The organism is Streptomyces sp. NPDC048171 (assembly GCF_043202655.1).
Lineage (GTDB): Bacteria > Actinomycetota > Actinomycetes > Streptomycetales > Streptomycetaceae > Streptomyces.
The window spans coordinates 223,778-247,661 of the sequence record NZ_JBIDAU010000004.1; the positions used below are offsets into that span (position 1 = coordinate 223,778).

Annotated in this window: 20 protein-coding genes; 15 read left to right on the forward strand and 5 right to left on the reverse strand. The window is 73.4% G+C overall.

All coding sequences use genetic code 11. The annotated features are described in order from the left end of the window. Positions 1 to 52 precede the first annotated feature (52 nt). The gene (locus ACGF3J_RS12820; RefSeq protein ID WP_161331326.1) at positions 53 to 505 is read right to left on the reverse strand and encodes an NUDIX domain-containing protein; all 453 of its coding nucleotides are present in this window, start codon (positions 503 to 505) and stop codon (positions 53 to 55) included. 216 nt (positions 506 to 721) lie between these two features. Between ACGF3J_RS12820 and ACGF3J_RS12825 the strand changes: the two genes are divergently transcribed. The 10 genes from ACGF3J_RS12825 (at position 722) to ACGF3J_RS12870 (ending at position 14,029) form a co-directional block, all read left to right on the forward strand. Then, a complete protein-coding gene (locus ACGF3J_RS12825; protein WP_161331325.1) occupies positions 722 to 1,687 on the forward strand; it encodes an EamA family transporter in 966 nt (321 codons plus the stop codon). Positions 1,688 to 1,924: 237 nt separating this feature from the next. After that, positions 1,925 to 3,688 carry a protein kinase gene (locus tag ACGF3J_RS12830; protein ID WP_393854118.1) on the forward strand — a complete coding sequence of 588 codons (1,764 nt, stop codon included), beginning with the start codon at positions 1,925 to 1,927 and terminating at the stop codon, positions 3,686 to 3,688. Positions 3,689 to 3,851: 163 nt separating this feature from the next. After that, positions 3,852 to 4,655, forward strand: a complete 804-nt coding sequence (locus ACGF3J_RS12835; RefSeq protein WP_393854119.1) for a TIGR03084 family metal-binding protein — start codon at positions 3,852 to 3,854, stop codon at positions 4,653 to 4,655. Further along, positions 4,652 to 6,322, forward strand: a complete 1,671-nt coding sequence (locus ACGF3J_RS12840) for an acyclic terpene utilization AtuA family protein (protein WP_393854120.1) — start codon at positions 4,652 to 4,654, stop codon at positions 6,320 to 6,322. The genes ACGF3J_RS12835 and ACGF3J_RS12840 overlap by 4 nt, the downstream gene beginning before the upstream one ends. A gap of 34 nt (positions 6,323 to 6,356) precedes the next feature. Further along, positions 6,357 to 7,955: a carboxyl transferase domain-containing protein gene (locus ACGF3J_RS12845; protein WP_161331321.1), complete on the forward strand. Its 1,599-nt coding sequence runs from the start codon at positions 6,357 to 6,359 to the stop codon at positions 7,953 to 7,955. 44 nt (positions 7,956 to 7,999) lie between these two features. After that, on the forward strand, positions 8,000 to 9,904 hold the full coding sequence (locus ACGF3J_RS12850; protein ID WP_393854121.1) for a biotin carboxylase N-terminal domain-containing protein: 1,905 nt from the start codon (positions 8,000 to 8,002) through the stop codon (positions 9,902 to 9,904). Next, complete coding sequence (locus ACGF3J_RS12855) at positions 9,904 to 11,067, forward strand: acyl-CoA dehydrogenase family protein (protein ID WP_393854122.1); 1,164 nt, start codon at positions 9,904 to 9,906, stop codon at positions 11,065 to 11,067. Before ACGF3J_RS12850 ends, ACGF3J_RS12855 begins: the two co-directional genes overlap by 1 nt. 48 nt (positions 11,068 to 11,115) lie before the next feature. Then, the gene (locus ACGF3J_RS12860; protein WP_161331318.1) at positions 11,116 to 12,684 is read left to right on the forward strand and encodes a 4-coumarate--CoA ligase family protein; all 1,569 of its coding nucleotides are present in this window, start codon (positions 11,116 to 11,118) and stop codon (positions 12,682 to 12,684) included. Continuing rightward, a complete protein-coding gene (locus tag ACGF3J_RS12865; RefSeq protein WP_161331317.1) occupies positions 12,681 to 13,415 on the forward strand; it encodes an enoyl-CoA hydratase family protein in 735 nt (244 codons plus the stop codon). Before ACGF3J_RS12860 ends, ACGF3J_RS12865 begins: the two co-directional genes overlap by 4 nt. Continuing rightward, positions 13,403 to 14,029, forward strand: coding sequence for a TetR/AcrR family transcriptional regulator (locus ACGF3J_RS12870; protein ID WP_161331316.1), 627 nt, complete (start codon positions 13,403 to 13,405; stop codon positions 14,027 to 14,029). The genes ACGF3J_RS12865 and ACGF3J_RS12870 overlap by 13 nt, the downstream gene beginning before the upstream one ends. 6 nt (positions 14,030 to 14,035) lie before the next feature. Here the strand turns inward: ACGF3J_RS12870 and pdxH are convergent, their stop codons facing one another. Next, positions 14,036 to 14,713, reverse strand: a complete 678-nt coding sequence (gene pdxH, locus ACGF3J_RS12875; protein ID WP_202558770.1) for a pyridoxamine 5'-phosphate oxidase — start codon at positions 14,711 to 14,713, stop codon at positions 14,036 to 14,038. Between the two features lie 240 nt (positions 14,714 to 14,953). Here pdxH and ACGF3J_RS12880 point away from each other — a divergent pair, with 240 nt between their 5' ends. The 3 genes from ACGF3J_RS12880 to ACGF3J_RS12890 all read left to right on the forward strand — a co-directional run bounded on the left by ACGF3J_RS12880 (position 14,954) and on the right by ACGF3J_RS12890 (position 18,415). Next, complete coding sequence (locus ACGF3J_RS12880) at positions 14,954 to 16,054, forward strand: citrate synthase 2 (RefSeq protein WP_122619669.1); 1,101 nt, start codon at positions 14,954 to 14,956, stop codon at positions 16,052 to 16,054. Between the two features lie 332 nt (positions 16,055 to 16,386). Continuing rightward, complete coding sequence (locus ACGF3J_RS12885; RefSeq protein WP_161331314.1) at positions 16,387 to 16,869, forward strand: GNAT family N-acetyltransferase; 483 nt, start codon at positions 16,387 to 16,389, stop codon at positions 16,867 to 16,869. Between the two features lie 145 nt (positions 16,870 to 17,014). Beyond that, positions 17,015 to 18,415, forward strand: coding sequence for a PAS domain-containing protein (locus tag ACGF3J_RS12890; protein WP_393854123.1), 1,401 nt, complete (start codon positions 17,015 to 17,017; stop codon positions 18,413 to 18,415). A 22-nt stretch (positions 18,416 to 18,437) separates the two neighbouring features. On the opposite strand, the gene ACGF3J_RS12895 is transcribed toward ACGF3J_RS12890, so the two are convergent. Further along, positions 18,438 to 19,193 (reverse strand): SIS domain-containing protein, encoded by a 756-nt coding sequence (locus tag ACGF3J_RS12895; protein ID WP_161331312.1) that lies wholly within the window; start codon positions 19,191 to 19,193, stop codon positions 18,438 to 18,440. Positions 19,194 to 19,393: 200 nt separating this feature from the next. On the opposite strand from ACGF3J_RS12895, the gene ACGF3J_RS12900 reads away from it, so the two are divergent. Beyond that, positions 19,394 to 20,086, forward strand: a complete 693-nt coding sequence (locus ACGF3J_RS12900; RefSeq protein WP_125494694.1) for a metal-dependent transcriptional regulator — start codon at positions 19,394 to 19,396, stop codon at positions 20,084 to 20,086. Positions 20,087 to 20,566: 480 nt separating this feature from the next. Further along, positions 20,567 to 21,436: an alpha/beta fold hydrolase gene (locus ACGF3J_RS12905; RefSeq protein ID WP_393854179.1), complete on the forward strand. Its 870-nt coding sequence runs from the start codon at positions 20,567 to 20,569 to the stop codon at positions 21,434 to 21,436. Between the two features lie 23 nt (positions 21,437 to 21,459). Here the strand turns inward: ACGF3J_RS12905 and ACGF3J_RS12910 are convergent, their stop codons facing one another. Next, complete coding sequence (locus ACGF3J_RS12910; protein WP_161331311.1) at positions 21,460 to 23,100, reverse strand: transporter; 1,641 nt, start codon at positions 23,098 to 23,100, stop codon at positions 21,460 to 21,462. Then, on the reverse strand, positions 23,097 to 23,873 hold the full coding sequence (locus ACGF3J_RS12915) for an ABC transporter ATP-binding protein (protein ID WP_161331310.1): 777 nt from the start codon (positions 23,871 to 23,873) through the stop codon (positions 23,097 to 23,099). The genes ACGF3J_RS12910 and ACGF3J_RS12915 overlap by 4 nt, the downstream gene beginning before the upstream one ends. Positions 23,874 to 23,884: the final 11 nt, after the last annotated feature.

Here is a 23,884-nt window from a genome sequence, read left to right on the forward strand (position 1 = left end):
ACCCGTGCGTCGATCGGGAGCCCCCGCTTTCGACACCGCCCGCGAAGATTCCTCAGGGCGTGGTCTCGCCCCGCGCCAGCGGACCGCACACCGGCTGGCTGTCCTCGGGCAGCTCGTCGGGGCGGCACCAGCGGGCCTCCAGGATCTCGAAGGGGTCGAGACGCAGCTCGCCGCCCAGCAGCCGGGCCTCGTACGCCACCTCCAGGCGGGTGCGCAGGCCGCTGTTGAGCATGACCAGGCGGCCCACCTCCACGTCGAGGGCGGTCTCCTCCTTCACCTCGCGGACGACCGTCTCCCGGAAGTCCTCGCCCTTGCGCGCGAAGCCGCTCGGCAGACCCCACTGGCGGCCCGGCGGCCACATCCGGTGCTTCAGGAGCAGGACCCGCCCCTCGTCGTCGCGCACGACGCCGGTCACGCCGACGACGTACTTGGTGTGCAGGAGCCACATCACACGGCTCTGAACCGGGCGCAGCAGGCGCCAGAGGCGGGCAACGAGTCGTCTCACGGTGCGGACGCTACCCCCTCGCCGAAAAGGCCCTCCGGGCGAGTCCGCCCACATGCCGGAAGTCCGTTGACAGCGGCCCTCCCCTCTCGCGACAGTTGCTTGACGGGGCCATGCGCCTGACCTAGTCCATTGCTCTGCACCGTGACGTACAGTGTGATGCACCGTCGAGCGTCCAGCCTCCTCCCCAGATCCACTCCCGAACGACCCGGAGTCACCGTGAGCACCCCCAGCACCCCGTCCCCCGCCGCCGCTCCCGTGGCCGGCGCGGAGGCGGCGCCCGCCACCGGCCATCAGTCCGCGCCGGGCGGGCGACGGGGTTCCCTCGGCCCGGTCGGCCTGGTCCTCGCCGGCGGCCTCTCCGTGCAGTTCGGCGCGGCGCTGGCGGTGACCCTGATGCCCCGGGCCGGTGCGCTCGGTGTGGTGACCCTGCGGCTGGCCGTCGCCGCCGTCGTGCTGCTGCTGATCTGCCGGCCCCGGCTGCGCGGGCACTCCCGCGCCGACTGGGGCACGGTCGTGGTCTTCGGCATCGCCATGGCCGGCATGAACGGCCTCTTCTACCAGGCCGTCGACCGCATCCCCCTCGGCCCCGCCGTCACCCTGGAGGTGCTCGGCCCGCTCGCACTGTCCGTCGTCGCCTCCCGCCGCGCGGTCAACCTGGTCTGGGCGGCGCTCGCCCTGGCCGGCGTCTTCCTCCTCGGTGGCGGCGGCTTCGAGAGCCTCGACCCGGCCGGTGCCGCCTTCGCGCTCGGGGCGGGCGCGATGTGGGCGGCGTACATCGTCTTCAGCGCCCGCACCGGGCGCCGCTTCCCGCAGGCCGACGGGCTGGCGCTCGCGATGGCGGTCGGCGCGCTGCTGTTCCTGCCGCTGGGCATCGCCGAGTCGGGCGGCAAGCTCCTGGACCCGGTCACCATCGCGCTGGGCGCCGGGGTCGCCCTGCTCTCCTCGGTCCTCCCCTACACCCTCGAACTCCTCGCCCTGCGCCGCCTGCCAGCCCCCACCTTCGCCATCCTGATGAGCCTGGAACCCGCCATCGCCGCCACGGCCGGCTTCCTCATCCTCGACCAGGCCCTCTCCGCCACCCAGTCCGCGGCCATCGCCCTGGTCATCGCGGCCAGCATGGGCGCGGTGCGGACCCAGGTGGGGCGCGGGCGGAAGGTGAAGGCGGTCCCGGATCTGCCGTAGCCGTAGCCGGGTGTCTGCCGTGCACATTGCTCGGGCGGATGCGGCCGCGTTTTCAGTGGAGCTCGCCGCGCCGGCCACCGCGTGACGCGGTGACCGCAGGAGCGCGTAGGGCGTGTCGCGAGGCCATGCGATCCCCAGTACCGCGACCCGACCCTGTCCCCCGGGCGCACCCGTCGGCAGCGGCAGCACATAGGCTGCGGACCTGGTCATCTCATCGGGATCATGGGGAGGAAACCGATGAATCACACGGCCGAGGTCTTCCAGCCCTTGCAGCACGACGACCCGCGCGTGGTGGGCGGTTACCGGCTCGCCGCCCGGCTCGGAGCGGGCGGCATGGGCCGGGTCTACCTTTCGCACACCCGGGGCGGCCGCCCGGTGGCCATCAAAGTCGTCCGGTCCGAACTGGCCGACGATCCGGCCTTCCGGCGGCGTTTCGGCCGCGAGATCACGTCGGCCCGGAAGGTGAAGGGTGCCTACACCGCCGAGGTGATCGACGCCGACGCGGGCGGCACCACGCCGTGGATGGCCACGCTGTACGTGCCGGGCCCGGCGCTGTCGGACGTCGTCGCCCGTAGCGGGCCGCTGCCGGTGCCGGCGGTGCTGTGGCTGATGGCGGGGGTCGCCGAGGCGCTGCAGGCCGTCCACGGTGCGGGCATCGTGCACCGGGACCTGAAGCCGTCGAACGTGCTGCTCGCCTCGGACGGCCCCCGCGTCATCGACTTCGGCATCTCGGTCGCCGCCGACAGCACCGCGCACACCGCCACGGGCACCACCATGGGCACGCCTCAGTACATGGCACCCGAGCAGGCGTCCGGGCGGGACGTCACGGCGGCGACCGACATCTTCTCGCTCGGCCAGACCGCCGCGTTCGCCGCACTGGGAGAACCGCTCTACGGGGACGGGCCCGCGGTCAGCGTGCTGTACCGGATCGTCCACTCCGAGCCCGACCTGTCCGGGCTGCCCCAGCAGCTCCGCCCGCTGATGGCCCGCTGCATGGCCGCCGACCCCGGGGAGCGGGCCACCGCGGCGGAGGTCGTCGAGTGGTGCCGGCGCGAGCTGGGGCGGGACGCCGAGGCAGGGGTGGGGCCGGCCGTCTGGCGCGAGGTCGCCGGGTCGGAGGTGACCGTGCCTCCTCCCGTGCCGGTTCCGGCGGCGGCGCCCACCGCGGAGTACACGGGTCCCTGGACCGCGCCGCAGCCGACGGTTGCCGCGCAGCGGCATGCGGCCGCGCAGTGGCCGAACGCGGCACAGTGGCCCGGCCCCGGGCACCTTCCCGCCGGCCCGTACGGCACGAGCGCGATGCGACGGCAGGCCGGGCCGGAGGAGCAGAGGCGCCGCAGGAGGCGCGCCGGCCTGATCGCGGCCGCCGGGCTGGCCGCGGTCGGGCTCATGGCCACGGCGGCGTACACCGTCCTCGACGGGGCGTGGGACGCCGTCCGGGACCGCGCCCGGGACACGACGGCGTCCGCCTCCGGGACACCCGGCACGGGGGAGGAGGCGGCGAAGGCCGGGGGCGCGGCGTCCGGATCGGCGGACGCGGAGACGACCGGTCCGGGGGCTGCCGCGTCCGACGGGCAGGGAGCGGCGGCCGACGGCCCCACGGCCGATCCCGCGGTGCCCAGGGCCCACGCCTACGGGCCTCAGTGGCTGGACGGCAAGAACTCGCTCAGCATCGGTACCGGGACGACGAGCGACGATCGCAAGGAGGACATCCGCTTCGCCTGCAGGCAGACCAGCTGCGCCCTGGAGAGTGACACCAGCGTCTTCAGCCTGCTGTACGGCGATCCGGGCGCCACGTACGAGGACTGCCGCGCCCGACTCGCCGACGAGGCCGACACCAACGGCCACCGTCTCCCACTGGCCGCCGCCGCGGCCGGAAGCGAGATCTGCGTCAAGCACCGCAACGGAGACATCGTGCTGCTCGTCGTCCAGGTGAAGTCGACGGCGATGCCGGACAGCGGCTTCGTCACCGCGGACATGACGGTCTGGCGCGCGGACTGACGTACGGGCACCGCACGGAGAAGGCCGGAGAAGGGCTGACGCCCCTCGCCACAGGGGCGTCCCACTGCCGAAAAATCATGCAAGCGCGCTTGATTGTTAATCCGGCCCCTGCCATGCTCCCCCCACACCACGCCGCACACCACCGTGCCCGAGGGGAGCGATCGTGTCCGACCCGACGCCCGTGATCGACGATCTGCGCGAGGAGAGTGAGGAACTCGACGCGCTGGTGGCCCGGTTGGGGCCCGGTGAGTGGCGGATCGCCAGCCCGGCGCCCGGCTGGACGGTCGCGCACCAGATCGCGCATCTGGCCTGGACCGACCGCGCCGCCCTGCTCGCCGTCACCGATGAGGACGGCTTCCGGGGACTGGTGGAGCAGGCCCTCGCCGCGCCCGACCGGTACGTCGACGACGGTGCCGAGGAGGGCGCGCGGCAGGATCCGGACGAGTTGCTGGCCGTGTGGCGGGGCGGCCGGACCGCTCTCGACGAGGCACTGCGCGCCGCCGCACCCGGCGCCCGCTTCCCCTGGTACGGCCCGCCCATGGCCGCCGCCTCCATGGCCACCGCCCGCCTGATGGAGACCTGGGCGCACGGCCTGGACATCGCGGACGCGATCGGCGTCGTGCGACCGCCCTCCGACCGCCTCCGGCACATCGCCCGTATCGGCGTCCGCGCCCGGGACTTCGCCTACGCCGCCCACGGACTCACCCCGCCCGCCGAGCAGTTCCGCGTCGAACTCACCGGCCCGGGCGGCGATCTCTGGGCGTACGGCCCCGAGGACGCCCCGCAGCGCGTCACCGGCCCCGCGCTCGACTTCTGCCTGCTCGCCACCCAGCGCGCCCACCGCGCCGACCTCGCCCTCACCGCCGACGGCCCGGACGCCGACCGATGGCTGGACATCGCCCAGGCCTTCGCCGGGCCACCGGGAGCCGGGCGGCGGCCCAAGGGGGCGAAGGGGGCGGCACAGTGAGCGTGCTGCGCGTCGGCAACGCCTCCGGCTTCTACGGCGACCGCTTCGACGCCATGCGCGAGATGCTCACCGACGGCCCCCTCGACGTCCTCACCGGCGACTACCTCGCCGAGCTGACCATGCTCATCCTGGGCCGCGACCGGCTCAAGAACCCGGACGCCGGGTACGCCCGCACCTTCCTGCGCCAACTGGAGGAGTGCCTCGGGCTCGCCCACGACCGGGGCGTCAGGATCGTCAGCAACGCCGGCGGACTCAACCCCGCCGGACTCGCCGACGCCGTCCGCACCCTCGCCGACGGCCTCGGCATCCCCGTACGGGTCGCGCACGTCGAGGGCGACGACCTCACCGCCGCCCACCCGGGGGCCCTGGCCGCGCACGCCTACCTCGGCGGCTTCGGCATCGCGGAGTGCCTGCGCGCGGGCGCCGACGTCGTCGTCACCGGGCGCGTCACCGACGCCGCCCTGGTCACCGGGCCCGCCGCCGCGCACTTCGGCTGGGCCCCCACGGAGTGGGACCGGCTCGCGGGCGCGGTCGTCGCCGGGCACCTGCTGGAGTGCGGGGCGCAGACGACCGGCGGCAACTACGCGTTCTTCCAGGACGGCGACGTACGGCGGCCCGGCTTCCCGCTCGCCGAGATCCACGCCGACGGCACCTCGGTCATCACCAAGCACGACGGCACCGGCGGCTTCGTCGACACCGGCACCGTCACCGCCCAACTGCTGTACGAGACGGGCGCCGCCCGGTACGCGGGACCCGACGTCACCGCCCGCCTGGACACCGTACGGCTCACCCAGGACGGCCCCGACCGCGTCCGCGTCGCGGGGGTGCGGGGCGAGGCGCCGCCGCCCACCCTCAAGGTCGGCCTCAACCGCCTCGGCGGCTTCCGCAACGAGGTCACGTTCGTGCTCACCGGCCTCGACGTCGAGGCCAAGGCGGCCTTGGTGCGCGCCCAGTTGGAGCCCTCGCTCGGCAAGGCCGCCGACGTCCGCTGGGAGCTGGTCCGCACCGACCGGCCCGACGCGCCGACCGAGGAGAGCGCCAGCGCCCTGCTCCGGCTCGTCGTCCGGGACGCCGACCAGCAGGTCGTGGGGCGGGCGCTGAGCGGCGCCGCCGTCGAACTGGCCCTCGCCAGCTACCCCGGCTTCCACGTGCTGGCGCCCCCAGGGAAGGGCGCGCCCTACGGGGTCTTCGAGGCCACCCACGTCCCACGGAGCACGGTCGATCACGTGGCGGTCCTCCACGACGGGCGCCGGGTCCCCGTGCCGGGCGCCCAGGACACCGCCGTACTGACGGACGTGGCGGAACCGCCCCCGCCGCGGCCGCTCCCACCGGGTCCCGTCCGCAGCGCCCCCCTCGGCCTCGTCGCCGGCGCCCGCAGCGGCGACAAGGGCGGGAACGCCAACGTCGGCGTCTGGGCGCGCACCGACGACGCCTGGCGCTGGCTCGCCCACGAACTCACCGCCGACCGCTTCCGGGAGCTGCTCCCCGAGACCCGCGACCTGCCCGTCACCCGGCACCCGCTGCCCAACCTGCGCGCCCTCAACTTCGTCGTCGAGGGCATCCTCGGCGAGGGCGTCGCCGCCCAGCACCGTTTCGACCCGCAGGCCAAGGCCCTCGGCGAATGGCTGCGCGCCCGCCACCTGGACATCCCGGAGGCCCTGCTGTGACCGCCGTCCCGCCGTATCCCCCGGAGGTCCTGCCGTGACCGTCCTCGCCTCCGCCCTCGACCCCGCCGCCCCCGACCACCGCGCGCACCGCGAGGCCATGCTCGCGAAACTCGCCGACCTGGACGCCGAACACGCCAAGGCGCTGGCGGGCGGCGGCGAGAAGTACGTGGCCCGGCACCGGGGGCGCGGCAAGCTCCTCGCCCGCGAGCGCATCGAGCTGCTCCTCGACCCCGACACGCCCTTCCTGGAGCTGTCCCCGCTGGCCGCCTGGGGGAGCGAGTACACGGTCGGCGCCTCCCTCGTCACCGGCATCGGCGTCGTCGAGGGCGTCGAGTGCCTGATCACCGCCAACGACCCCACCGTGCGCGGCGGCGCCAGCAACCCCTGGTCGCTGAAGAAGGCCCTGCGCGCCAACGACATCGCGCTCGCCAACCGGCTGCCCTGCATCAGCCTGGTGGAGTCCGGCGGCGCCGACCTGCCCTCCCAGAAGGAGATCTTCATCCCCGGCGGCGCGATCTTCCGGGACCTCACCCGGCTGTCGGCGGCCGGCATCCCGACGATCGCCGTCGTCTTCGGCAACTCGACGGCCGGGGGCGCCTACATCCCCGGCATGTCCGACCACGTCATCATGGTCAAGGAGCGCGCCAAGGTGTTCCTCGGCGGGCCGCCCCTGGTCAAGATGGCCACCGGCGAGGAGAGCGACGACGAGTCGCTGGGCGGCGCCGAGATGCACGCCCGCACCTCGGGCCTCGCCGACCACTTCGCCCTGGACGAGCCCGACGCCCTCCGTCAGGCCCGCCGCGTCGTCGCCCGCCTCAACCACCGCAAGGCGTACGCCGATCCGGCACCGGCCGAGCCGCCCAAGTACGACCCGGAGGAACTCCTCGGCATCGTCCCCGGCGACCTCAAGGCCCCCTTCGACCCGCGCGAGGTCATCGCCCGGATCGTCGACGCCTCCGACTTCGACGAGTTCAAGCCGCTGTACGGGACGAGCCTGACCACCGGCTGGGCGAGCCTGCACGGCTATCCGGTCGGCATCCTCGCCAACGCCCGAGGGGTGCTGTTCAGCGAGGAGTCACAGAAGGCCGCCCAGTTCATCCAGCTCGCCAACCAGCGCGACATCCCGCTCCTCTTCCTGCACAACACCACCGGCTACATGGTCGGCAGGGAGTACGAGCAGGGCGGCATCATCAAGCACGGCGCCATGATGATCAACGCGGTCTCCAACTCCCGCGTCCCGCACCTGTCCGTCCTCATGGGCGCCTCCTACGGCGCCGGCCACTACGGCATGTGCGGCCGCGCCTACGACCCGCGTTTCCTCTTCGCCTGGCCCAGCGCCAAGTCCGCCGTCATGGGGCCGCAGCAGCTCGCCGGCGTCCTCTCCATCGTCGCCCGCCAGTCCGCCGCCGCGAAGGGACAGCCGTACGACGACGAGGGCGACGCCGCCCTGCGCGCCATGGTGGAGCAGCAGATCGAGTCCGAGTCGCTGCCCAAGTTCCTCTCCGGGCGGCTCTACGACGACGGCGTCATCGACCCGCGCGACACCCGCACCGTCCTCGGCCTGTGCCTGTCCGCCCTCCACACCGCCCCCTACGAGGGCGCGCGCGGCGGCTTCGGCGTCTTCCGGATGTGAGGGAACCCACTGTGGCCACCACTGTGACAAGCGAGGGAAACACCGTGATCGGTACCGTCCTCGTCGCCAACCGCGGCGAGATTGCCTGCCGGATCTTCCGCACCTGCCGCGAGTCGGGGATCCGGACCGTCGCCGTGCACTCGGACGCCGACGAGAACGCCCTCCACGCGCGCGTGGCCGACGCGGCCGTACGCCTGCCGGGCACCTCCTCCGCCGACACGTACCTGCGCGGCGACCTGATCGTGAAGGCCGCGCTCGCCGCCGGCGCCGACGCCGTCCACCCCGGCTACGGCTTCCTCTCCGAGAACGCCGGCTTCGCCCGCGCCGTCCTCGACGCCGGGCTGACCTGGATCGGGCCGCCGCCGGAGGCCATCGAGGCGATGGCGTCCAAGACCCGCGCCAAGGAACTGATGGGCATCGCCCCCCTGGGCGAGGTCACCGAGGCCGACCTGCCCGTGCTGGTGAAGGCCGCGGCGGGCGGCGGCGGACGCGGCATGCGCGTCGTACGGCGCCTCGCCGACCTGGACGCCGAACTGACCGCCGCCCGCGCGGAGGCGGCGAGCGCCTTCGGCGACGGCGAGGTCTTCGTGGAGCCGTACGTCGAGGACGGCCGCCACGTCGAGGTGCAGATCCTCGCCGACACCCACGGCACGGTCTGGGCGCTCGGCACCCGTGACTGCTCCCTCCAGCGCCGCCACCAGAAGGTGATCGAGGAGGCCCCGGCACCGGACCTCACCCAGGAGATCGAGCGCGAACTCCACGACCTCGCCGTACGCGCCGCCCGCGCCGTCGACTACGCAGGCGCCGGAACGGTCGAGTTCCTCGTCGCCGGGGGGAAGGCCCACTTCCTGGAGATGAACACCCGCCTCCAGGTCGAACACCCCGTCACGGAGGCGGTCTTCGACGTCGACCTCGTCGCCCTCCAACTCCGCGTCGCCGAGGGCCACGCCCTCGAGAACGACCCCCCACGCGCGCGTGGCCACGCCGTCGAGGCCCGCCTGTACGCCGAGGATCCCGCACAGGGCTGGGCCCCGCAGACCGGCCGCCTGCACCGCCTCACCGTGCCCGACGGCATCCGCCTGGACACCGGCTACACCGACGGCGACGACATCGGCGTCCACTACGACCCGATGCTCGCCAAGACCGTCGCCCACGCACCCACCCGCGCGGAGGCCGTCCGCCGCCTCGCCGGAGCCCTGGAACGGGCGGCGATCCACGGCCCGGTCACCAACCGCGACCTCCTCGTCCGCTCCCTGCGCCACGAGGAGTTCACCTCCGCCCGCATGGACACCGGCTTCTACGACCGCCACCTGGCCGCACTCACCGAGCCCGCCCCCGACCCCCTCGCCCCGCTCGCCGCCGCCCTCGCCGACGCGAGCGCCCACCCGGGCCGCTTCGGCGGCTGGCGCAACCTGCCCTCGCAGCCGCAGGTCAAGCGCTACCTCCTCGCCGGCGAGGAACACGAGGTCCGCTACCACCACACCCGCACCGGCCTCACGGCGGACGGCGTACGGGTCGTCCACGCCGACGCCCGCCTGGTCGTCCTCGAGACCGACGGCGTACGACGCCGCTACGAGGTCGCCCGCTACGGCGACCGCGTCCACGTCAACACCACCGCCCTCACCGTCCCGCCCCGCTTCCCCGACCCCACCGCCCAGCACGCCCCCGGCTCCCTCCTCGCCCCCATGCCCGGCACGGTCGTCCGCGTCGCGGAGGGCCTCACGGAGGGCTCCGCGGTGGAGGCGGGCCAGCCCCTCCTCTGGCTGGAGGCGATGAAGATGGAACACCGCATCACGGCCCCCACGACGGGCACGCTCACGGACCTGCGAGTCGGACCCGGGCAACAGGTCACGGTGGGCTCTCTCCTGGCGGTAGTGGAAGAGACCCATGGGGCGCGGGGAACTGCGCGATCAGCCACAACGAAGCCCGCACCCGAAGGAGCACAGTGATGACCACCCTCCTCGAACCGGATGAGCACAAGTCCCTCCGCGAAGCGGTCTCGGCCTTCGCCCGCAGCCACCCCCGCGCCACCGCCCCCGCCGAGAGCCGGCACTTCTGGCAGGAGGCCGGCAAGCTCGGCTACATCGGCGTGAGCCTGCCGGAGGCGTACGGAGGCGGGGGCGGCGGTGTCACGGAACTCTCCCTCGTCCTCGAAGAGATGGGCGCCGCCGGCAATCCCCTGCTCATGATGATCGTCTCCCCGGCGATATGCGGCACCGTCATCGCCCGCTTCGGCACCGACGAACAGAAGCGGACCTGGCTCCCTGGCATAGCCGACGGCACCCGCCTCATGGCCTTCGGCATCACCGAACCCGACGCCGGCTCCAACAGCCACCGCATCACCACCACCGCACGCCGCGACGGCGCCACCGGCGACTGGCTCCTCACCGGCCGCAAGGTCTTCATCAGCGGCGTCGACATCGCCGACGCCACCCTCATCGTCGGCCGCACCGAGACTGTGTCTACTAAAGAGGGCCGCACCGGCAACCTCAAGCCCTGCCTGTTCATCGTCCCCCGAGACACCCCCGGCTTCGAGCGACGGCAGCTCGACATGGAACTGCACGCCACCGAGAAGCAGTTCGAGCTGACCCTCGACGACGTACGGCTGCCCGCCGACGCGCTCGTCGGCGACGAGGACGCGGGCCTCCTCCAGCTCTTCGCCGGCCTCAACCCCGAGCGCATCATGACGGCGGCCTTCGGCATCGGCATCGGCCGCTACGCCCTCGCCCGCGCCCTCGACTACGCCCGCCAACGCACCGTCTGGAAGACCCCCATCGGCGCCCACCAGGCCATCGCCCACCCCCTCGCCCAGGCCCACATCGACCTCGAACTCTCCCGCCTGATGACGCAGAAGGCCGCGCACCTCTACGACGCCGGTGACGACATGGGCGCGGGCGAGGCCGCCAACATGGCCAAGTACGCGGCCGGGGAGGCCTGCGTGAAGGCCGTCGACCAGGCCGTCCACACCCTCGGCGGCAACGGCCTCACGCGCGAGTTCGGCCTCGCCTCGCTGATCACGGCGGCGCGGGTCGCCCGAATCGCCCCGGTGAGCAGGGAGATGATCCTCAACTACGTCTCCCACCAGACCCTCGGTCTGCCCAAGTCCTATTAGGCACTTCGGGGCCGCGCCCCACGTCGTACGAGCCGCCTTGGAGGAACCGTGTTCCGCAGCCAGTACGCCGACGTCCCACCCGTCGACCTGCCCATCCACGAGGCCGTGCTCGGCCGGGCCGCCGCCTTCGGGAGCGCACCGGCGCTGATCGACGGCACCGACGGCACCACCCTCACCTACGAGCAGGTGGACCGGTTCCACCGGCGCGTCGCCGCCGCCCTCGCGGAGGCCGGGGTCCGCAAGGGCGATGTCCTCGCCCTGCACAGCCCCAACACCGTCGCCTTCCCGCTCGCCTTCTACGCCGCCACCCGCGCGGGCGCCTCCGTGACCACGGTGCACCCGCTGGCCACGGCGGAGGAGTTCGCCAAGCAGCTTGGCGACGCGCGGGCCCGCTGGATCGTCACCGTCTCACCGCTGCTCGACACCGCCCGCCGGGCCGCCGAACTCGCGGGCGGCGTCCAGGAGATCCTGGTGTGCGACAGCGCGCCCGGCCACCGCTCCCTGATCGACATGCTGGCCTCGACCGCCCCCGAACCCCGGATCGCGATCGACCCCGCCGAGGACGTCGCCGCGCTGCCTTACTCCTCCGGCACCACCGGCACCCCCAAGGGCGTGATGCTCACCCACCGCCAGATCGCCACCAACCTCGCCCAGCTCGAACCGCTGATGCCGGCCGCCCCCGGCGACCGCGTCCTCGCCGTGCTGCCCTTCTTCCACATCTACGGCCTCACCGCCCTGATGAACGCCCCGCTGCGGCTCGGCGCCACCGTCGTCGTCCTGCCCCGCTTCGACCTGGAGCAGTTCCTCGCCGCCATCCAGAACCACCGCATAACCGGCCTCTACGTCGCCCCGCCGATCGTCCTGGCCCTCGCCAAGCACCCCCTGGTCGCCGAGTACGACCTCTCGTCCCTCAAGTACATCGTCAGCGCCGCCGCCCCCCTGGACGCCCAGCTCGCCGCCGCCTGCTCCCGGCGGCTCGGCCTGCCGCCGGTGGGCCAGGCGTACGGCATGACCGAACTCTCGCCGGGCACCCACGTCGTCCCCCTGGACGCCATGGCCGACGCGCCGCCCGGCAGCGTCGGCAAGCTGATCGCCGGGACCGAGATGCGCATCGTCTCCCTCACCGACCCCGGCAAGGACCTGCCCCCCGGCGAGTCCGGCGAGATACTCATCCGCGGCCCCCAGATCATGAAGGGCTACCTGGGCCGCCCCGACGCCACCGCCGCCCTGATCGACGAGGACGGCTGGCTGCACACCGGCGACGTCGGACACGCCGACTCCGACGGCTGGCTCTTCGTCGTCGACCGCGTCAAGGAACTGATCAAGTACAAGGGCTTCCAGGTGGCCCCCGCCGAACTGGAGGCCCTCCTGCTCACCCACCCCGGCGTCGCCGACGCCGCCGTCGTCGGCGCGTACAACGACGACGGCAACGAAGTCCCGCACGCCTACGTCGTGCGCCAGCCCACCGCACCCGGTCTCTCGGAGGGCGAGATCATGATGTACGTCGCCGAACGCGTCGCCCCCTACAAACGCGTCCGCGAGGTCACCTTCATCGACGCCGTGCCCAGGGCCGCCAGCGGCAAGATCCTGCGCCGGGAACTGCGAGGCACCGTATGACCCTGGTCGCCCGCACCCGCGAACGCGGCGTCGAGACCCTCACCCTCGACTCCCCGCACAACCGCAACGCCCTCTCCGCCGCCCTCGTCGGCGACCTGGCCGCCGCCCTCACCGACGCCGGCGACGACACCGGTGTGCGCGCCGTCGTCCTCACCCACACCGGCACCACCTTCAGCGCCGGTGCCGACCTGCGCGACCCGCCGGACCCGGACGCGCTGGTCGGGCTCTTCCGGCAGATCGCCGAGCTGCCCAAACCGGTCGTCGCCCGCGTCACCGGCCACGTCCGCGCGGGCGGCCTCGGCCTCCTCGCCGCCTGCGACATCTCGGCCGCCTCCCACCAGGCCACCTTCGCCTTCACCGAGGTCCGCATCGGCGTCGCGCCCGCCGTCATCTCCCTCACCCTGCTGCCGCGCACCGACCCCCGCGCCCTCGCCCGCTACTACCTCACCGGCGAGCGCTTCGACGCCGCCGAGGCCGCCCGCACCGGCCTGGTCACGGCGGCGGGCGACGACGTGGACGCCGTACTCGCGCCCGTCCTCGACGGTGTGCGCCGTGCCTCCCCGCAGGGCCTGGCCGAGACGAAGCGGCTGCTCACGGCTAGGGTGCTGGAGGCCTTCGACCGGGACGCGGCCGACCTGACCGCGCTCTCGGCCCGGCTGTTCGCCTCCCCGCAGGCCCGCGAGGGGATGACGGCCTTCCTCGAACGACGGGATCCGGAATGGGTGGTGTGAGCGGCGCCGCGAACACGGCCGACCGCGCGGAGCGCGTGCCGAAGCAGGACCGCAGCCGGGCCACCCGGCAGCGGCTCCTCGAAGCCGCCGTCGCCTGCCTCGCCGAACGCGGCTGGGCGGGCTCCACGGTCTCCGTCGTCGCCGAACACGCCGGCGTCTCCCGCGGCGCCGCCCAGCACCACTTCCCGACCCGTGAGGACCTCTTCACCGCGGCCGTGGAGTACGTCGCCGAGGAGCGCTCCCTCGCGCTGCGCGCCCTGTTCCCCGAGGGTGCGGCGGCCGGTGACCGCCGGGCCGTGGTCGCCGCGCTGGTCGGCCTCTACACCGGCCCGCTCTTCCGGGCCGCCCTCCACCTGTGGGTGGCCGCCTCCAACGAGGAGCAGCTGCGCGGCCGGGTCACCGAGCTGGAGGCCCGCGTCGGCCGCGAGAGCCACCGCATCGCCGTCGACCTCCTCGGCGCCGACGAGACCCGCCCCGGCGCCCGGGAGACCGTCCAGGGCCTCCTCGACATGGCCCGCGGCCTGGGCCTCGCCAACCTCCTCACCGACGACCGGGCGCGGCGGGAACGGGTGGTCGACCAGTGGGCGGGGCTCCTCGCCGCCGAGCTGGACTGACGCAGGTCACGGAGCGAGCCGCTCCACCCGCCAGCTCCCGTCCGCCTCGGCCACGTACCGCAGCCGGTCGTGCAGCCGGTTCTCCCGCCCCTGCCAGAACTCGACCTCCCGCGGCGCCACCCGGAAGCCGCCCCAGTGCGGCGGCACCGGCACCTGCCCGCCCGCCGGGTGGCGTCCGGCCAGCTCCGCGTACGCGGCGTCCAGACCCTCCCGGCCGGCCACCACCGACGACTGCGCGCTGGCCCACGCCCCCAGCTGGGAGCCGTGCGGCCGGCTCCGGAAGTACGCGGCGGTCTCGTCCCGCCCGGTACGCCGCGCCACGCCCGTCACGATCACCTGCCGGGCCATCGGATGCCAGGGGAAGAGCAGCGAGACGTACGGGTTCGAGCCCAGCTCGCGGCCCTTGCGGGAGTCGTAGTTGGTGTAGAAGACGAAGCCCTGCTCGTCGAAGTGCTTCAGCAGCACCGTGCGGGAGCTGGGCCGCCCCTCGGCGTCGGCGGTGGAGACGACCATCGCGTTCGGCTCGAACAGTCCGCCCTCCATGGCGGCCTGCCTGAACCAGCGCGCGAACTGCTCGACGGGGCCGGCGGCCAGCTCGGACTCGGACAGCCCCTCGGCCCGGTACTGCTTGCGCATCGAGGCGAGATCGAAGGGGACGGCATCGCGGTCGGTCACACCGGCCATCCTGCCGTATCCGCGGTGTCCTTCGTCACTGAGTGGCACTGAGTGCCGCAACCCCTCCCCACGTCTGGCACTCGGAGATATCGTGCTGGTCCCGGCGCGGTTGGACGAACGGCCGTACGGGGCATCACAGGGGTGACCGCAGAACGAGGACCGCGAGTCGTGCGCACGACCGTGGATCCGGTGGACCCGATGAAGCCGACGGGTCGGTCACCACACATCTACGTCACGAGGAGCCGCCTGATGTCCGACTTCGTACCCGGGCTAGAGGGAGTCGTCGCGTTCGAGACGGAGATCGCCGAACCCGACAAGGAGGGCGGCGCCCTCCGCTACCGCGGCGTCGACATCGAGGACCTGGTCGGCCACGTGTCCTACGGGAACGTCTGGGGCCTCCTCGTCGACGGCGCCTTCAACCCCGGCCTCCCGCCCGCCGAGCCCTTCCCGATTCCGGTCCACTCCGGCGACATCCGCGTGGACGTCCAGTCCGCGCTCGCCATGCTCGCGCCGGTCTGGGGCCTCAAACCCCTCCTGGACATCGACGCCGAGCAGGCCCGCGCCGACCTCGCCCGCGCCGCCGTGATGGCCCTCTCCTACGTCGCCCAGTCGGCCCGCGGCCAGGGCCTGCCCATGGTCCCGCAGCGCGAGATCGACAAGGCCCAGTCCGTCGTCGAACGCTTCATGATCCGCTGGCGCGGCGAGCCCGACCCCAAGCACGTCGCCGCCGTCGACGCCTACTGGACCTCGGCCGCCGAGCACGGCATGAACGCCTCCACCTTCACCGCCCGCGTCATCGCCTCCACCGGCGCCGACGTGGCCGCCGCCCTCTCCGGCGCCGTGGGAGCCATGTCGGGCCCGCTGCACGGCGGCGCCCCCTCCCGCGTCCTCGGCATGATCGAGGAGATCGAGCGCACCGGCGACGCCGAGGCGTACGTCAAGAAGACACTCGACGCGGGCGAACGCCTGATGGGCTTCGGCCACCGCGTCTACCGCGCCGAGGACCCCCGCGCCCGCGTCCTGCGCCGCACCGCCCGCGAGCTGGGCGCCCCGCGTTACGAGGTCGCCGAGGCCCTGGAGAAGGCCGCCCTCGCCGAACTCCACGCCCGCCGCCCGGACCGCGTCCTGGCCACCAACGTCGAGTTCTGGGCCGCCATCATGCTGGACTTCGCCGAGGTCCCGGCCCACATGTTCACCTCGATGTTCACCTGCGCCCGCACGGCCGGCTGGTCCGCCCACATCCTCGAACAGAAGCGCACCGGCCGCCTGGTCCGCCCCTCGGCCCGCTACGTCGGCCCGGGCCCCCGCGACCCGCACACCATCGAGGGCTCCGAAACCCTCACGCCCTGACCACCCCCGAAACGCAGGCGACCCGCGAGTCTGGTTCCTCCAGCGGAGGAGCCGGCCGGACGTACCGGCGACTCGCGGGTCGGGTGACTGCGTTGGTTTGGCCGGCTGCGTGCGTCTCGCACACGCTGGTCCGGCACCGCACAAGATGTGGTGACGGGCCGCTAGCCCGCAGCCACCTCACGCGTCCGGTTGTCATACATTCGCCGGATCACCTCCTTTCGGTGTGGGGCCCACACTAGGAACCGCTCGGCCCCGGATCAATCGGTTTTTCGACCGGATTCCCCAGTGATCACCCATGGACGCGTCTTCGCTGGTCACCTACCGTTTCGCCCATGGAGGACTTCGAGCCGTGCGGGCCCGGGCTGCGGATCGCGGCCGTCGAGGGGGACGTGATGGTCCAGGAGTGGCGGTACGTGCACAACGAGATCGTGCCGCCCGCCGCGATGACCCCGGACGAGGCGCGGGAGCGCGTGCGGCGGTACCGGCTGGAGAACGCCTACCTCGGGGACACGCTCGCCGGCTGCTCCACGGTGCGGCCGCCGGAGGGGGAGGAGCGGGTGGCCACCGTGATCGCGCGGGTGCTGCCCGCGTTCCGGGGGCGCGGCATCGGTACCGCGCTCTACGAGGCGGGTCTCGCGCACGCGCGGGGGCTCGGCGCCCGGGCGGTGGAGACCGTGGTGCTGGCGGCGAACGCCGACGGGTTGCGGTTCGCCGCGGGGCGTGGGTTCGTGGAACGGGAGCGGTACGTCCTGGACGGCGAGCGGGACGAGTGGGTCGATCTGAGACTTGCCGACCCCGCGTCGGGACCGTCATGACGGGGGCGTATGCCGAGTTTCCGCAGTACAACGATTTCCGCAATCTTGTGGGAACCCGGTGTGTGCTGCATCACGTTCGAGTTGAATGAAGGCCAGTGAGCGAACCGACGTACCGTACGGCGGACGCAGCCTGCAGGGGGTCCAGGTGAGTGCTTCCCGGCGTAGTGGGACCACCGACGAGCTGGGGCCGGACGAGCCGGAGCAGCCCGAGCGGGACGGCGCGGACCTGTTGGCCGCGCTCCTCGACGGGATGGACGCGGCCCTGTGCGCCTTCGACGCGGACGGCGTGGTCACCCACTGGAACCGCGAGGCGGAGCGGATCCTGGGCTGGAGCGCGGCCGAGGCCGTGGGCCGGCAGGGCTTCGCCGGGTGGGCCGTGCGCAGCGCGGACGCCGGTGAGGTGGAGGACCGGCTGCTGTCCGCGATGCATGCGCCGGGGCGGCAGGTGAACGAGTTCGCGCTGCTGACCAAGGACGGTGGGCGGGTGCTGGTGCGCACCCAGTCCGCGGCCGTGCGCGGCGCCGACGGGAAGCCCGCGGGGGTGTACTGCGCGTTCAGCGAGGTGCACGCGCAGATCGACCTGGAGCGGTCCATCGCGCTGAGCGAGGCGCTGCTGGAGGACGCGAGCTGGGGTGTCGTCCTGGTGGACGCGGACCTGCGCCCCGCCGTCGTCAACGCGCACGCCGCACGCGCGCTGGGCGCCGGGCGGACCTCGGTGCTGGGGCGGCCGCTCGGCGATCTGCTCGTGCAGGGCGTGGAAGACCTGGAGAACGCGCTGACGCACGTCCTGGCGGAGGGCGCGCCGCCCGGACCCGCCGAGGTGTGGGTGGGGCTGCGGACGCCGGAGGGGGAGCGGCGGCGGTGCTGGCGCAGCGGGTTCGTGCGGCTGGCGTCGCCGCTCGCGGAGGAGCCGGTGCCGCTGGGCGTGGGCTGGCTGTTCCAGGACATCACCGAGGCCAAGCAGGCCGAGCAGGAGGCGGCGCTGCTGCGGTTCCGGGCCAATCAGCTGCACCGGGCGGCGCGGGCGGCGGCGGAGTGCGAGGACCCGGCGGAGGCGGCGGTGGTCCACCTGGACTTCGCGCTCGCCGGTTTCGCCGACCACGCGCTGATCGACCGGCTGGCGGGCGGGGCCGCGGACACCGACGCGGCGGTGCCGGTCCGGCTGGTGCGGGTGGCGGCCACGCCGTCCGGTGCGCCGGGACCGAGCGTGCCGTCGGGGACGGCCGGGATGCCGGTGCGCTACGGCGAGGGGCATCCGGCGGTGAGCTGTGTGGAGCGGGCGGGCTCGGTGCGGGCCAGCGCCGGTGCGCGGGCGGTGCCGCCCGAGAAGGTGCGGGACTGGGCGGTGGCCCGGCAGTGGCCGGCGGACACGGTGCACGGCCTGTGCGCGGTGCTGCGCAGCCGGGGCCGGACGCTGGGCGTGGTGACGTTCCTGCGGGGCGCTGGGCGGAGCGCGTTCGAGCGGTCCGACGCGATGTACGCGGAGGACGTGGCCGTCCGGATCGCGTCCGCGCTGGATCTGGCCGGTGCGGTGGAGAAGCGGTAGCGGGGTGCCCGCGCGGGCCGGCTCAGCGCTGGTAGAAGATCCGGTCCCGGTACTGGTCGAGGACGCGCGTGTTCCAGTCGTGGCCGCCGTCCACGTTGCCGGAGCGCAGCAGCGGGGGCTCGATGCCGAGGTCGGCGAGGGCGCCGGCCGCGGTGGCCATCATGGCCTGCATGAGGGCGCTGGTGACGACCGTGGAGGCGGGTGCGAAGGGCGCCGGGACGGTGTCGAGGGTGAGTTCCGCGTCCCCGACGGCGATCTTCGAGTCGAGCACGATGTCGCAGTGGTCCTTGAGGAAGGTGCCGGAGCCGTGCCGGGAGGTCGTCTCGGACGCGTACGCCACCGAGGTCACGCCGATGGTGCGGACACCGAGGGCGCGGGCTTTCATGGCCATCTCGACGGGCAGGGCGTTGCGCCCGGACAGGGAGATGATCACCAAGGCGTCGCCCTCGCGCAGCGGGGAGGAGTCCAGGACGACGCTCGCGAGGCCGTCGACGCGTTCCAGGGCGGAGCCGAGCGTGGCGGGCATCACGTCGACGCCGACGACGCCGGGCACGGTGAGCAGGTTCATCAGGGCGAGTCCGCCGGCGCGGTAGACGACGTCCTGGGCGGCGAGGGAGGAGTGGCCGGCGCCGAAGGCGAAGAGCCGTCCACCGCGCTGGACGGTGTCGGCGAGCAGGCTCCCGGCCGCCTCGACGCTGTCCGCCTCCTCGTCGCGGACGCGGCGCAGGAGGTCGATCGCCGCGTCGAGGAACTGCCCGGACGGCTTGCGGTCGCTCATGCGGGACCCCTTCGGTGTGCCTGTGTCGCGGATCACGGTGCGGTCTGGACCAGTGCGGTGTCAATACGGCGTGGCGGGGCCGCGCGGGTCCGGCTTCGCACCGCGAGGCACGGTTGTCAGTGGTATGCGTCAGAATTGAATCCAGGGCCAGCGCACGCGCCGGTGGCCGCGGCCTCCGGCAATCTCATCAAGGGGCACGAATGTCCGGACTGATCGACACCACGGAGATGTACCTCCGCACCATCCTGGAGCTGGAGGAGGAAGGTGTGGTCCCGATGCGCGCCCGGATCGCCGAGCGGCTCGATCAGAGCGGCCCGACGGTCAGTCAGACGGTGGCGCGGATGGAGCGCGACGGCCTGGTGTCCGTGGCGGCCGACCGGCATCTGGAGCTGACCGACGAGGGCCGGCGGCTGGCGACGCGCGTGATGCGCAAGCACCGGCTCGCCGAGTGCCTGCTCGTCGACGTGATCGGCCTGGAGTGGGAGCAGGTGCACGCCGAGGCGTGTCGCTGGGAGCACGTGATGAGCGAGGCCGTCGAGCGGCGCGTGCTGGAGCTGCTGCGCCACCCGACGGAGTCGCCGTACGGGAACCCGATCCCGGGTCTGGAGGAGCTGGGCGAGGCCGACGGCGCCGACCCGTTTCTGGACGAGGGCATGGTCTCGCTGGCCGACCTCGACCCGGGGACGGAGGGCAAGACGGTCGTCGTGCGCCGTATCGGTGAGCCGATCCAGACGGACGCGCAGCTGATGTACACGCTGCGCCGGGCGGGTGTGCAGCCCGGTTCGGTGGTGAGCGTGACCGAGTCGGCGGGTGGCGTGCTGGTGGGCAGCGGTGGCGAGGCCGCCGAGCTGGAGTCGGACACCGCCTCCCACGTGTTCGTCGCCAAGCGCTGAGTCCGCCGGGGGCGGGGAGGTGCGCCGGCGCACGGATCCCGTCGTTTCGGGTTCCAGTGCGCCGAATCGCAGCGCCCGGACGCTTCGCGTGCAAGGCTGTGCCGTGAGGCATATGACGTAGGGGGCTCTTGGCCGCGCGTGACAGCGATGTCGCCCGGTCGGGGAGGGGGCGGGACATGCCGGAGAGACGGAGAGGGCCCCGGCGCCGTGCGGCGCCGGGGCCTGTCCTCCCCTGTGCTGACCCGGAGCCCCGAGCTCTCAGGGTCAATCCCCACGGACCGTTTTCCCCGAGCGGCCCGCCTCCCGTTGAAGATCTCCCCTGAGCAGCGGCGATCAATCCCCGAGGGGTGTCACTCGAATGAGGGGTGTTGCTGGGCGAGACGCCTCTTTCGAATAGGTATTCGATACTCTGCGGACAGGTACGGCAAGGCACGGCAGGCAGGACACGGTTCCGAGTGGAGCTTGGGGGTGCCAGGACCAATGGCGCGGCGCATCGACGTAACCGGCGCGGGCGGCGTACGCCTCGCCGCGTGGGAGTTCGGCGACCCTCCCAAGACCAACCGGACACACGGCCCGGGCGACCAGCCCGGCGTGCTCTTACTGCACGGCCTGATGGGCCGCGCCTCGCACTGGGCCCCCACGGCCCGCTGGCTCGCCGCCCGCCATCGGGCCGTCGCCCTCGACCAGCGCGGTCACGGCCGCAGCGACAAGCCCCCGCACGGCTCCTACACCCGGGAGGCCTACGTCGACGACGTCGAGGCCGCCCTGGAGCAGCTCGGCCTCGGCCCGGCCGTCCTGATCGGCCACGCCATGGGCGCGCTGACCGCCTGGCAGCTCGCCGCCAAACGCCCCGACCTGGTCCGCGGCCTGATCATCTGCGACATGCGGGCCTCCGCCCTCGGCGCGGCCTCGCAGCACACCTGGACCGAGTGGTTCCGCGCCTGGCCGGTCCCCTTCGCCACGCTCGCCGACGTCCGCAAGTGGTTCGGCGAGGACGACCCGTGGGTGGAGCGGCCCAACTCGGCCCGCGGCGAGTTCTACGCCGAGGTGATGGCCGAGTCCCCGGACGGCTGGCGCCCCGTCTTCGAACCGCAGCAGATGCTCAGGACCCGCGAGACCTGGGTCTACGACGCCCACTGGGAGGAGCTGGCGCAGGTGCGCTGCCCGACCCTGGTGGTGCGCGGCCTCGACGGCGAGCTGGGCCGCGCCGAGGCCCAGGAGATGGTCCGCGTGCTGCCCGGCGGCCAGTACGCGGAGGTCGCCGACGCCGGCCACCTCGTCCACTACGACCAGCCGGAGGCGTGGCGGGCGGCCATCGAGCCGTTCCTGGACACGCTCAGGCCGAGCTGACCTCCGCCCCGCCCCCGGGACCGTCACCCCTTGCTGACCGCCGTGAGGATCTCAGGCAGCCGCTCCGCCGTGCGCGGTGCCGCCAGCCGCAGCCCGAGCAGCGTCAGCGCGGCGCCGTACACCGTCCCCACCGGCAGCAGCAGCCAGCCCAGGCCCGCGGCGCCCTCGCTCACGTTCAGCCAGACGGTCAGCGCGATCACGGGCGCGCACAGCAGGGCCGCGCCCACCATGCCGCCGAAGATCGAGATCCAGGCCAGCCCCACCTGACCGGGGGCGACGTTCTTGTACCCCTCCTGCGGGATGGAGTACGGGAAGCGCGCCGAGGTCCACGCGCCGGTCGCCAGCATCGCGCCGAGCAGCGCGAAGGACAGCCCCAGCGTCTCGGGCAGGGCGGCCCAGTCGTCGAGCATCGCCGTGGTCAGGACGGTCACGAGGGTGGCGTACGGCAGGGTGATCAGCAGCAGCGCCAGCGCGCGGGCCCGCAGCTCGACGTAGGCATCCCGCGTCGACGAGATCGTCATCGCGACCATCCAGAACGCGGACGTGTCCTGTCCGAACTGGTTGTACATCTGGATGCCGAGCATCCCCGCGGCGAAGCAGGCGAAGTAGACCGAACCCGTGCCCTGCCAGGCGTTGAACACCGGCACGATCAGGCCGATGGCCAGCGAGGTCACCCAGGCCGCCTTGGTCTTGGGATCGCGCCACACGTAGCGCAGCGTGCGCTCCATCGTCGTACCGGTGCGGCCCGCGGGCAGCAGCCGGGCGAGCCCCGACGAGCCGCGCTCGCGCACCGGCCGGGTGTCGCTCTGGATGGTGGAGCCGTCCGGCGTGGTCATCAGCCGCGTCAGATGGCGGGCCCACACCCACAGCAGCAGCACCAGGGCCGCCGCGGTCAGCGCGAGCTGCGCGAGGGCGGTGCCGTACGCGCCGTCGCTCGCCGCGTCCATCGCGCCGACCGCCGACGCGGGCGGCACCCAGCGCAGCACGTCGGCCGCCGGGTCGAGCTGTTCGAGCCCGGAGGAGCCCAGCCGCTGTGCGCCGAAGTTGACCAGCTGTGCGCCGACCGCGACGACCAGACCGCTCAGCACCGCCAGGTCGCGCCCCTTGCGGCTGGTCAGCAGCCGTACGTTGGCCGCGGCGACGGCCCGCGCCAGGGTCACGCACACCAGCAGCGCGAGCACCGCCGCCACGACGCCGACGGCGTACGCCGCCCCGCCGTGCGCGACCGCGGCCACGGACCCGGCGAACATGCACAGCGTGAACAGCGGCCCGATGCCCACCAGCGACGACGTCAGCAGGGCCCGGACCAGCGGTCGGGGCCGCAGCGGCAGCATCACCAGCCGGGTCGGGTCGAGCGTCTCGTCGCCGCCCGGGAAGAACAGCGGCATCACGGCCCAGCCGAGTCCCAGCACGGCCGCCAGCAGGACGACCAGCGACTCCACGTGCGCGTGCCCGCGCAGCGCGATCAGGCCGATCAGCTGGAGCGCGGCGAAGAGCAGGACGGCGACGGCCGACGCGATGTACGCGGCCCGCCGTCCGCCGGACTGCCGCAGTCCGTTGCGCAGCAGGGAGAGTTTCAGCCGCACGAAGACGGCGGTGACAGAGGTGGGCGCGGCCGGTGCGGCGGACGTGCCGGACGTGACGAGCGGGGTCTCCGTGTTCATCGGGACCCGCCGCCCAGCCAGTCCAGGTCGGAACCGGCGTCCCGGCCCCCGGCGCCGACGAGTTCGAGGAACGCCTGCTGCAACGAGGCCGCCTCGCCGCGCACCTCGGCGAGCGTGCCGGTGGCGCGGATGCGGCCTGCGGCCATGACGGCCACCCAGTCGCACAGCGACTCCACCAGCTCCATCACGTGGGAGGAGAAGACGACGGTGGCGCCGGAGGAGGTGTAGCGCTCCAGGACGCCCCGGATGGTCTGCGCGGAGACCGGGTCGACGCCCTCGAACGGCTCGTCCAGGAAGAGGACTTCCGGGTTGTGCAGCAGGGCGGCCGCGAGCCCGATCTTCTTCCGCATGCCGGTCGAGTAGTCGACGACCAGCTTGTGCTGGGCGCCGGTCAGGTCGAGCACGTCCAGCAGCTGCGTGGCCCGCTTGTCGACCTCGTCACCGGGAAGCCCGCGCAACCGGCCGGTGTAGCCGAGCAGTTCCCGGCCCGACAGCCGTTCGAACAGCCGCAGCCCCTCGGGCAGCACCCCGATCCTGGCCTTGACCTCGACCGGATCGCGCCACACGTCGCGCCCGACCACCTCGACCGACCCCTGATCGGGCCGCAGCAGCCCGGTCACCATGGAGAGGGTGGTGGTCTTCCCGGCCCCGTTCGGCCCGACCAGCCCGATGAACTTGCCCGCCGGCAAATCCAGATCGACCCCACCCACGGCAATCTGCTGCCCGAACCGCTTCCAGAGCCCCCGCACCCGCACGGCACTGTCACTCACCACGTCTCCCTCCG

Bases quoted from the DNA above. Each gene is read 5' to 3' on its own strand.
- ACGF3J_RS12830 (WP_393854118.1), top strand. From the start codon at position 1,925: ATGAATCACACGGCCGAGGTCTTCCAGCCCTTGCAGCACGACGACCCG.
- ACGF3J_RS12855 (WP_393854122.1), top strand. From the start codon at position 9,904: ATGACCACCCTCCTCGAACCGGATGAGCACAAGTCCCTCCGCGAAGCG.
- ACGF3J_RS12865 (WP_161331317.1), top strand. From the start codon at position 12,681: ATGACCCTGGTCGCCCGCACCCGCGAACGCGGCGTCGAGACCCTCACC.
- ACGF3J_RS12870 (WP_161331316.1), top strand. From the start codon at position 13,403: ATGGGTGGTGTGAGCGGCGCCGCGAACACGGCCGACCGCGCGGAGCGC.
- pdxH (WP_202558770.1), bottom strand. From the start codon at position 14,713: ATGGCCGGTGTGACCGACCGCGATGCCGTCCCCTTCGATCTCGCCTCG.
- ACGF3J_RS12880 (WP_122619669.1), top strand. From the start codon at position 14,954: ATGTCCGACTTCGTACCCGGGCTAGAGGGAGTCGTCGCGTTCGAGACG.
- ACGF3J_RS12885 (WP_161331314.1), top strand. From the start codon at position 16,387: ATGGAGGACTTCGAGCCGTGCGGGCCCGGGCTGCGGATCGCGGCCGTC.
- ACGF3J_RS12895 (WP_161331312.1), bottom strand. From the start codon at position 19,193: ATGAGCGACCGCAAGCCGTCCGGGCAGTTCCTCGACGCGGCGATCGAC.
- ACGF3J_RS12900 (WP_125494694.1), top strand. From the start codon at position 19,394: ATGTCCGGACTGATCGACACCACGGAGATGTACCTCCGCACCATCCTG.
- ACGF3J_RS12905 (WP_393854179.1), top strand. From the start codon at position 20,567: ATGGCGCGGCGCATCGACGTAACCGGCGCGGGCGGCGTACGCCTCGCC.
- ACGF3J_RS12910 (WP_161331311.1), bottom strand. From the start codon at position 23,100: ATGAACACGGAGACCCCGCTCGTCACGTCCGGCACGTCCGCCGCACCG.